The sequence below is a fragment of the Novosphingobium sp. UBA1939 genome, assembly GCF_002336885.1.
Classification (GTDB): Bacteria; Pseudomonadota; Alphaproteobacteria; order Sphingomonadales; family Sphingomonadaceae; genus Novosphingobium.
Genome location: NZ_DDFB01000146.1, coordinates 27,796 through 36,857, shown reverse-complemented (window position 1 = coordinate 36,857; position 9,062 = coordinate 27,796). Strand labels below are relative to the sequence as shown.

General features: G+C 67.0%; 8 protein-coding genes and 1 pseudogene (1 of these 9 running past the window's edge). 6 read left to right on the top strand and 3 right to left on the bottom strand.

Annotated features, from left to right (window positions below; translation table 11 throughout):
* The coding region (locus B3547_RS19600; RefSeq protein WP_292966170.1) for a Mur ligase domain-containing protein at positions 1-576 on the bottom strand (576 nt) is incomplete at its 3' end.
* Positions 577-687: 111 nt separating this feature from the next.
* Between B3547_RS19600 and B3547_RS19595 the strand changes: the two genes are divergently transcribed.
* The 6 genes from B3547_RS19595 to B3547_RS19570 all read left to right on the top strand — a co-directional run bounded on the left by B3547_RS19595 (position 688) and on the right by B3547_RS19570 (position 6,849).
* A complete protein-coding gene (locus B3547_RS19595; protein ID WP_292966179.1) occupies positions 688-1,521 on the top strand; it encodes an LD-carboxypeptidase in 834 nt (277 codons plus the stop codon).
* A 47-nt stretch (positions 1,522-1,568) separates the two neighbouring features.
* Positions 1,569-2,504, top strand: coding sequence for an ACP S-malonyltransferase (gene fabD / locus B3547_RS19590; protein ID WP_292966167.1), 936 nt, complete (start codon positions 1,569-1,571; stop codon positions 2,502-2,504).
* A 68-nt stretch (positions 2,505-2,572) separates the two neighbouring features.
* Positions 2,573-3,337 carry a 3-oxoacyl-[acyl-carrier-protein] reductase gene (gene fabG / locus B3547_RS19585; RefSeq protein WP_292966164.1) on the top strand — a complete coding sequence of 255 codons (765 nt, stop codon included), beginning with the start codon at positions 2,573-2,575 and terminating at the stop codon, positions 3,335-3,337.
* 5 nt (positions 3,338-3,342) lie between these two features.
* Positions 3,343-3,888 carry a hypothetical protein gene (locus tag B3547_RS19580; RefSeq protein ID WP_292966162.1) on the top strand — a complete coding sequence of 182 codons (546 nt, stop codon included), beginning with the start codon at positions 3,343-3,345 and terminating at the stop codon, positions 3,886-3,888.
* 238 nt (positions 3,889-4,126) lie between these two features.
* Positions 4,127-5,254, top strand: a complete 1,128-nt coding sequence (gene dnaN / locus B3547_RS19575) for a DNA polymerase III subunit beta (RefSeq protein WP_124807304.1) — start codon at positions 4,127-4,129, stop codon at positions 5,252-5,254.
* 152 nt (positions 5,255-5,406) lie between these two features.
* Positions 5,407-6,849, top strand: a complete 1,443-nt coding sequence (locus tag B3547_RS19570; protein ID WP_292966156.1) for a methyl-accepting chemotaxis protein — start codon at positions 5,407-5,409, stop codon at positions 6,847-6,849.
* Between the two features lie 51 nt (positions 6,850-6,900).
* Here the strand turns inward: B3547_RS19570 and B3547_RS19565 are convergent, their stop codons facing one another.
* Positions 6,901-7,908 carry a zinc-dependent alcohol dehydrogenase family protein gene (locus B3547_RS19565; RefSeq protein WP_292966176.1) on the bottom strand — a complete coding sequence of 336 codons (1,008 nt, stop codon included), beginning with the start codon at positions 7,906-7,908 and terminating at the stop codon, positions 6,901-6,903.
* A gap of 5 nt (positions 7,909-7,913) precedes the next feature.
* Positions 7,914-9,062, bottom strand: a pseudogene (locus tag B3547_RS19560) (N-acyl-D-amino-acid deacylase family protein) (it continues 484 nt past the right edge of the window).

The window sequence follows — 9,062 nt, the reverse complement described above, 5'->3', positions numbered from 1 at the left end:
GTAGAGCGCGATCGAGCCGTCGCTTTCATCCACTTCGGACACGAACAGATCGCCACCGCCCACGCGCGCGCTGGCGAAGGGCGCGTCCGGCGTGCGGAAGTTCTTCATCACCGCGCCGTTCATGATCGTGGGATCGGCGCCGGTTTCGGTCAGAATCCAGCCGAGCATGCCCGTGACGGTGGACTTGCCACTGGTGCCGCCGACCGCGATGCGCGTTCCCGTGGCGTTGAACAGCGTGGCGAGCAGGTCCGCCCGGCTCATCCGCGCGCAGCCCAGTTCCTTGGAGCGGACCACTTCGGGTACCGTGTCCTCCACCGCGGCCGAGGCGACCAGCACCTGATCGGCCCGGGCGATGCCGCTGCCGTCCTGCGGGAACAGCGTGAAGCCCAGGCTTTCGAGCCAGCCAAACTTTTCGGGCGTGCGCCCCTGATCGCGGCCCCGGTCCGATCCGGCAACGTCCGCGCCCAACCCCTTGAGGATCAGCGCCAGCGGCAACATGCCCGATCCGCCGATGCCGCAGAAGAACCAGGGGTGCGAGGTGAGCGAGGGGCCGGGGTCGGGAATGGTGGCTGTCATGCCCTGCTCGGTATGCCGCCTTGGCGCGCAACTCAACACCGTCATTCCCCACTTCGCCCGAAGGACGAAACGGGCTAGGGCAGGGCGATGCCCTCGCTGCCCGATCGTCCGATGAACAGGATCGCCATCTGCGCGCCGTCCACGCCGTTCACGCGCGAGGATGCGGCGCGCGTTTCCGCGCTGGCGCTGGCGGAGTTTCCGGCACTCGATCTGCACTTCCACGATCAGTGCTTCGCCAGCGAAGGTCACTTTGCCGGGCCGGATGCGCTGCGGCTGCGCGCGCTGCTCGAATGCGCAAACGATCCGGCGTTCGATGCGGTGTGGTTCGTGCGCGGCGGCTATGGCGCGAACCGCATTGCGGCCGAGGCGGTGGCGGGCATGACCGACGCGGCGCGGGGCAAGGCCTTCGTCGGCTATTCGGACGGCGGCACGCTGCTGGGCGCGCTCTATCGCGCAAGAATCGGCCATCCGGTTCACGCGCCGATGCCCACCGACATCCGCCGCGCCGGGGGCGAAGCGGCGGTGCGCCGCACGCTGGGCTGGTTCGCGGGATTGGACGCGGGGCTGGAGCCCTCCTTGGGCGAAGCGCCCACCGTGGCGTTCAACCTGATGACCCTGGCGATGATCGCGGGCACGCCGCTGATGCCGGATCTCTCCGGGCATGTGGTGATGGTGGAGGAAGTGGCGGAGCATCACTACGCGGTCGACCGCCTGCTGTTCCATGTGACCGCCCTGCTCGCGCCGATGGGCATTGCCGGGCTGCGGCTCGGTCGGGTGAGCGACGTGCCTGAAAACGACCGTCCGTTTGGCGCCGAACCCGAAGCGATGGCGCGGTACTGGTGCGCAAAGACGGGCATCCGCTTTCTGGGGACGGCCGTCATCGGCCATGACATCGACAACAGAATCGTGCCGTTCGGGCTTGCCCCCGGCGAGCCACGACAATAGGGCGCGCGCCCGAAGCACTTCGAGACGCGCAGGAGCGGAGACAGGATATGAGAGCTTTCGTTTTCCCGGGGCAGGGCAGCCAGAAGGTCGGCATGGGGGTCGAACTGGCCGAAGCCAGCGCGATTGCGCGCGAAGTGTTCGAGGAAGTGGACGACGCGCTGGGGCAGAAGCTGTTCCAGATCATGCGGGAAGGCCCCGAAGACGCGCTGACCCTGACCGAGAACGCCCAGCCCGCGATCATGGCCAATGCCATCGCCGTGCTGCGCGTGCTGGAAAAGGAAGGCGGCATCGCGCTGGCCGACAAGGCGGACTTCGTCGCCGGGCACAGCCTGGGCGAATATACCGCGCTCTGCGCCGCCGGGGCCTTCAGCCTGGCGGATACGGCGCGCCTGCTAAAACTGCGCGGGCGTTCGATGCAGGCGGCGGTGCCAGTGGGCGTGGGCGCGATGGCCGCGCTGCTGGGCGCCGATATCGAGAAGGCGACGGCGCTGGCCGAAGCGGCGGCCGGAGGAGAGGTCTGCACGGTCGCCAATGACAACGATCCGACGCAGGTGGTCCTTTCCGGTCACAAGGGCGCGATCGACCGGGCCGTGGCGCTGGTCAAGGAACACGGGATCAAGCGCGGCGTGCTGCTGCCGGTGTCCGCGCCGTTCCACTGCCCGCTGATGCAGCCCGCCGCCGACGCCATGGCCGAAGCGCTGGACAAGATCCCGCCCGCCGCGCTGCGCGTGGCCCTGTTCGCCAACGTCACCGCTGCCGTGGTCACCGATCCGGCCGAAGTGAAGCGCCTGCTGGTGGAACAGGTCACCGGCCGCGTGCGCTGGCGCGAAAGCGCGATCGCGATGAGGGACGCGGGCGTCGAACAGTTCGTCGAACTGGGCGGCAAGGTGCTTGGCCCGATGATCAACCGCACGGTGGCGGACGTTTCGGTCACCAGCGTGATCGGCATGGCCGATATAGAGGCGCTGGCGAAGGATCTTTAAGGGATTCCGGTTCGCGGACATCCGCGCGCCTCGGCGCCTCTGCGCGAACAAACATAATGGAGCAATCGATGGAACACCGCCTTTTCGACCTTACCGGCATGACCGCCCTTGTCACCGGCGCCGCCGGCGGCATCGGGTCGGCGATCTGTCATGCGCTGGCGCGGCAGGGCGCGCGGCTGGCGCTGTCGGGCACCAATCCCGGCAAGCTGCGCGCGTTCCGCGAGGAACTGAACGACACCTATGGCCAAGATCACGTGGAGATCACCTGCGATCTTTCTAACACCGAACAGGTGGAGCATCTGGTGCCGGCCGCGCTCGATACGCTCGGCAAGCTGGATATCCTCGTCAACAACGCCGGGATCACGCGCGACAACCTGGCGATGCGGATGAAGGACGAGGAATGGGACGCGGTGATCCGCGTCAACCTGGAAGCCGCCTTCCGCCTGATGCGCGCCTCGGCCAAGCCGATGATGAAGGCGCGCTTCGGCCGGATCGTCACGATCACCAGCGTCGTCGGCGCCACCGGCAATCCGGGGCAGGTGAACTACGCCGCCGCAAAGGCCGGGCTGGTCGGCATGTCCAAGTCGCTGGGGCAGGAACTCGCCAGCCGCAACATCACCGTCAACTGCGTGGCGCCGGGCTTCATCCGCACCGCGATGACCGACGTGCTGCCCGATGCGCAGAAGGACGCGCTCAACGCTCGTATCCCGATGGGGCGCATGGGTGAGGGCAGCGACATCGGCGCGGCGGTGGCCTATCTCGCATCGAAGGAAGCGGGCTACGTGACGGGCCAGACGCTGCACGTGAACGGCGGCATGGCGATGCATTCCTGATCGCGATGCGGCGACCGTTTGCGGAGTTGCTGGCCCGTGCCACTGTCGTCCTGGCGATGGTGACGGCGCTGGCGGGCTTGCCGGCGCAAGCCCGTTCGCCCGAGGCGCTGGCCTGCGCGGTGCAGCGTGCGCCGGCCGGGCTGGACGCACGGCTGGCCGATGCGATGCTGGCGCAGCAGTCCGACGGGCCGGCGTTGCGCGATCTGCAGAACGTGGTCGATCGCTGCGGCGACGATCAGTTCATGGACGATGCGGCGCGCAAGGCCTACTTTTCCTATGCCATGGGGCGCATGGCGCGCGATGTGCTGGGAGACCGGCTCCAAGCCGCTGGCGTGCCCCATGCCCTGATCGACGACGCGCTGGATATCGGCCCCGGCAAGGCCAACAACCCGGCGGAGCAGATCACCCAGGGCGATCTGCGGCGGATCACCATCGCGATGACGGATGCTGGGATCAACCCGGCCTCGGTCACGCCAGAGGCATGGGCGCTGATCAACGCCTACATCTCGGCCACGGCGGCGATGTTCGACGGGCAGCGCAAGCTCGAATAGTTACCGCAACCTTGCTCTTCCCCAAGCTTTTGCGCCATTTATGCACAGCTTCCGCCCGAACGGGGCATGGGCGGCTTGCCCAAGCGGTCCCGTGCGTTAAGGAAGGTGGTCCGAACCGGAGCCGAACCGTGCGATTCCGCGCGATAAGGCCGTTTACACAGCCCGGCGGATGTTGATGTTGCGACTGCACCCATTGCAGTGACATGGCGTCCGGCCGACTGGGGGGATCGAGACGAGAATGAAGGCGACGATCGAACGCGCAACCCTGCTGCGGTGCCTGTCCCACGTGCAATCGGTGGTGGAACGGCGCAACACGATCCCGATCCTGTCGAACGTGCTGATCGAGGCCGCGCCGGATGCCACGGTGCGCCTGATGGCCACGGATCTTGACCTGCAGATCGTGGAAACCATGCCCGCCGCGTCGGTGGACCAGCCCGGCGCGATCACCGTGTCGGCGCACCTGCTGTTCGACATCGCGCGCAAACTGCCCGATGGCAGCCAGGTGAGCCTGGAAACGGCGGACAACCGCATGGTCGTGAAGGCCGGGCGCAGCCGCTTCCAGCTGCCCACGCTGCCGCGCGACGATTTCCCGGTGATCGTCGAAGGCGATCTGCCGACCAGCTTCGAGATTCCGGCGCGCGTGCTGGCCGAACTGATCGACCGCACCCGCTTCGCGATCTCGACCGAAGAGACGCGCTACTACCTCAACGGCATCTTCCTGCACGTTTCGGACGAGGCCCAGCCGGTGCTGAAGGCGGCGGCGACCGACGGGCACCGTCTGGCGCGCTACACGCTGCCGCGCCCGGATGGTGCCGAAGGGATGCCGGACGTGATCATCCCGCGCAAATGCGTAGGCGAGCTGCGCAAGCTGCTGGAAGAAGTGCTCGATACCAGCGTGCTGATCGATCTTTCCGCCAGCAAGGTGCGTTTCACGCTGGGTGGCGAGAACGGCGTGGTGCTGACCAGCAAGCTGATCGACGGCACGTTCCCCGATTACAGCCGCGTCATTCCCACCGGGAACGACAAGCTGCTCCGGCTCGATCCGCGCAGCTTCTTCGAAGGCGTGGACCGCGTGGCGACGATCGCCACCGAAAAGACCCGCGCGGTGAAGATGGCGCTGGAAACCGATCGTGTGACGCTGTCGGTCACCAGCCCGGACAACGGCACCGCGGCCGAAGAGCTCCCGGCCGACTACACCGCGCAAGGCTTCGAGATTGGCTTCAATGCCAATTACCTCAAGGATATCCTGAGCCAGATCGACGGCGATACGGTGGAACTGCACCTGGCTGATGCCGGCGCGCCCACGCTGATCCGCAAGGACGAGAAAAGCCCGGCGCTCTACGTGCTGATGCCGATGCGCGTCTGATCCAGCGCATCCCTTCGGAAACCACCAAGCCCCGCAAGCCCGCGCTTGCGGGGCTTTTTGCGTCTGGAAGTCCGGAAAAACCCCTATGTCCGCGTTGAGGCGGCCTGAAGCACGGTCGGATAAACCGGCGCCGGCACAGGAGGAATTAGGCCGTGGACGACAAGCGACAGGACTTCAGCAGGAAGATTGCGTTCTTCGATATCGGGGAGAAGGAGCAGACGCATTTTCCCGCGATTTTGCGCGCTCTGGCGAAGCATGCGCCGCCTGCGCTGGACCGGCTTTACGATGGCATCGCGGCCGAACCCTCGCTTTCCGGCTTCTTCAGTTCGCAGGCGATGGTGGAACACGCCAAGCAGAAGCAACTCGATCACTGGCGCCAGATGTTCGAGGGCAGGCCCGATGATGCCTACAACGCGCGGGCACGCCGCATCGGAAACATTCATGCGAAGATCGGGTTGGAGCCGGGGTGGTACATCGGTGCCTATGCCGGGGTGCTGGCCGATGTGATCGTGGCGATGGCGGCCGGTTCCGGCCTTGGCGTGACCGGATCGCGCAAGCTGGGCCAGGCCATCAGTGCCATGCTGAAGATGGCCATGCTGGACATGGAAATCGCGCTTTCGACCTATTTCGATGCCGCCAACGCGGCGCTGCGCAGCTCCGTGATCGACAAGCTGGGCGAATCCCTGCGCAAGATGACCGATGGCGATTTCACCGCCAGGCTGACCGATCTGCCGAGCGAGTTCGTCGAGCTTCAGAACGATTTCGAGACGATGCGCGAAAAGGTGCGCGTCGCGCTGTCCGCCGTGTCCGAAACCGCCCAGAACGTGGACGTCGGCGCGCAGGAAATCCGCGAGGCGTCGCACGATCTGGCGACCCGCACCGAAGAGCAGGCCGCTTCCCTGGAAGCGGCGTCCTCGTCGATGACGACGCTGGCCAACAGCGTGCAGACGACGGCGGAAGACGCCTCGCACATGCGCGATTCCGTACAGCAGGCCCACAACGATGCCCAGCAGGGCGGCGCGGTGGTGGGCGAGGCGGTCCACGCCATGAACGACATCCACCGTTCCGCGCAGGAGATCGGCAAGATCATCTCGGTGATCGACGGCATCGCTTTCCAGACCAATCTGCTCGCGCTGAACGCCGGCGTGGAAGCTGCCCGTGCGGGCGATGCCGGGCGCGGTTTCGCCGTCGTCGCCAACGAAGTGCGCGCGCTGGCACAGCGATCGGCGGAAGCGGCGCTCGATATCAAGAAGCTGATCAGCGAAAGTTCGGTCCAGGTGGAACGCGGCGTCGAACTGGTCGGCCAGTCCGGCGATACGTTCGCGCGGATCGTTACCAAGGTGGGCGAGATCGCGGATCTTGCCAACAATATCGCGACCGTCGCGGGCGAGCAGGCGAACCACATCGGCCAGACGCGCGAAACGGTGCGCGAACTGGACGTGATGACCCAGCAGAACGCCGCGATGGTGGAAGAGGCAACCGCCGCCGCGCGCAATCTGGCCGGCGAGGCCGATCGCATGGCCGAACTGGTCGGCCATTTCGTGCTCGATGCGAACAAGGGCACCTATCACCGCCGCATGGCGCGCGCCGCGTGATTTCCCGCAGCGGGAGCGGACGGGGCAATATCCCGCCCGCTCCCGTAACGGTCAGATATCGACGATGATCTTGCCGAAGTGCGCGCCGCTGGCCTGATGCCGGAAGGCGTCGGCCAGCGCGGCCAGCGGGAAGTGGCGATCGAGCACGGGCCGGATGCCGTTGGCCTCCACGCCGGCGATCATCGCCAGCTGATCCGCCCGCGCTCCGACCGTGAGCCCCTGCACGCGCAGATTCTTGGCCATCAGCAGCGCGGTTTGCACCGGCCCGGCAAAGCCTGCCAGCACGCCGATCAGCGCGACATGGCCGCCCACGCGGGTCGCGATCATCGACTGGTCGAGCGTTCCCGCCCCGCCGATTTCGACCACGGTATCCACGCCGCGCCCGCCGGTCAGTTCGAGCGCCTTGGCGCCCCAGGCGGGCACCTCGCGATAGTTGATGGTTTCGTCCGCACCCAGCGCGCGCAGCCGTTCCAGTTTCTCGCCCGAGGAACTCGTCGCGATCACCCGCGCCCCGGCGGCCTTGGCGAACTGGAGCGCGAAGATCGAGACGCCGCCCGTGCCCTGCACCAGCACGGTATCGCCCGGCTTGGTCGCGCCATCGACGAATAGCGCGCGCCACGCGGTGAGGCCCGCGCATGTCAACGTGGCGGCTTCGGCGTGCGAATAGCCCGCCGGCGCGCGGGTGAACCAGTGCGCCGGCACGACCACGTCGGTCCGCGCATAGCCGTCGATCCCGTCGCCGGGGACGGTGGTGAACGCGCTCGACGGGGGCGGCCCGCTGTCCCAGTCGGTGAAGAACGTCGACACTACCGCATCGCCCACAGCGACGCTCCGGACGCCATCGCCCACGGCCACGACTTCGCCCGCACCGTCCGACATCGGAATGCGCCCGGCGGCGGCGGGCAACATGCCCGTCACCACCGCGAAATCGTGGTAGTTGAGCGACGAGGCAGCCAGGCGCACGCGGATCTGCCCCGGCCCCGGCGCGCCGGGATCGGGAAGGGTATCGGCGTGCAGGCTGTCCAGAGTGGCGGGCGCGCCGATGCGGATCGCCTGCACGTCGCTCATTCGGCGGCCTCCAGCGCTTCCACGCGCTGCGGTCCGCGCACCAGCCCGCCCGGCGTCGCTCCGGTCCATGCGCCCTTGCGGAAGGTCACCACGCCGGACTTGATCGTAGCGTCATAGCCTTCGGCCTTCTGAAGCAGGCGCTTGCCGCCCGCCGGCAGGTCGAAATCGAGCCAGGGACGCAGCAGCTTCAGGTTGTCGAAGTCGATCACGTTGATGTCCGCCATGTAGCCCGGCGCGAGCACCCCGCGATCGTCGAGGCCATAGAGCCGCGCGGTATCGTGGCACTGGCGCTTGACCGCGTGTTCGAGCGTGAGCCGGCCCTCCTGGCGATCCTTGGCGCGCTTGCGATCGCGCACCCAGTGTTGGAGCATGAAGGTGGGGCTGGCCGCATCGCAGATGGTGCCGCAGTGCGCGCCGCCGTCCGACAGCGAATTGACGCAATCGTCGCGGGCCTGCAGCGCTTCCAGGAAATCGAGATTGCCATCGGCATAGTTCAGGATCGGCAGGTAGATGAAGCCGGTGCCGTCCTGCTCCATCATCAGATCATAGGCATAGGCATCCGGCGTCACGCCCCGTGCCGCCGCGCGCGCGGCGATGCTGGCTTCGGCCTGCGGTTCGTAATCGAAATCGTCGTCCATCTGGTACTGGTTGAACCAGCCTTCCGCGATCATGCGGAAGAGGTGGATGATGTCGCTCTCCGGATAGACATTCGCTTCGGCCAGCAGCTTTTCGCGGAACGCGGGGTCTTTCAGGCGGGCAAGCTGTTCGTCCCATGGCAGGTCGGCAATGGCGATGTAGCTCGGGCGGAAGCGGAACGGGTGGACCGTGCCGCGCCAGGCCATGACGATGCCGTTCCCGCGCAGCGCGATCTGGGCGACGATGTTGGCGCCTTGCGCGTTCTGGCGCTCCATTTCCGCGATCTGTTCCGACAGCGGCAGCTCCTTGGCGATCGACTGGAGCGCGGCGAACGTTACCGGCAGCCCGGTTTCGCGGCTGATCGCGCCCATCCAGCCGAATTCATCCCATTCGCGCTTCATGTCGGAGGCGATTTCGAACACGCCATGGCCCACGCGACCCATGGCACGGCCGATGCGGATCAGTTCCTCGGCCGTGGCGGTGGTGCCGGGCACGAGTTCGCCATCGAC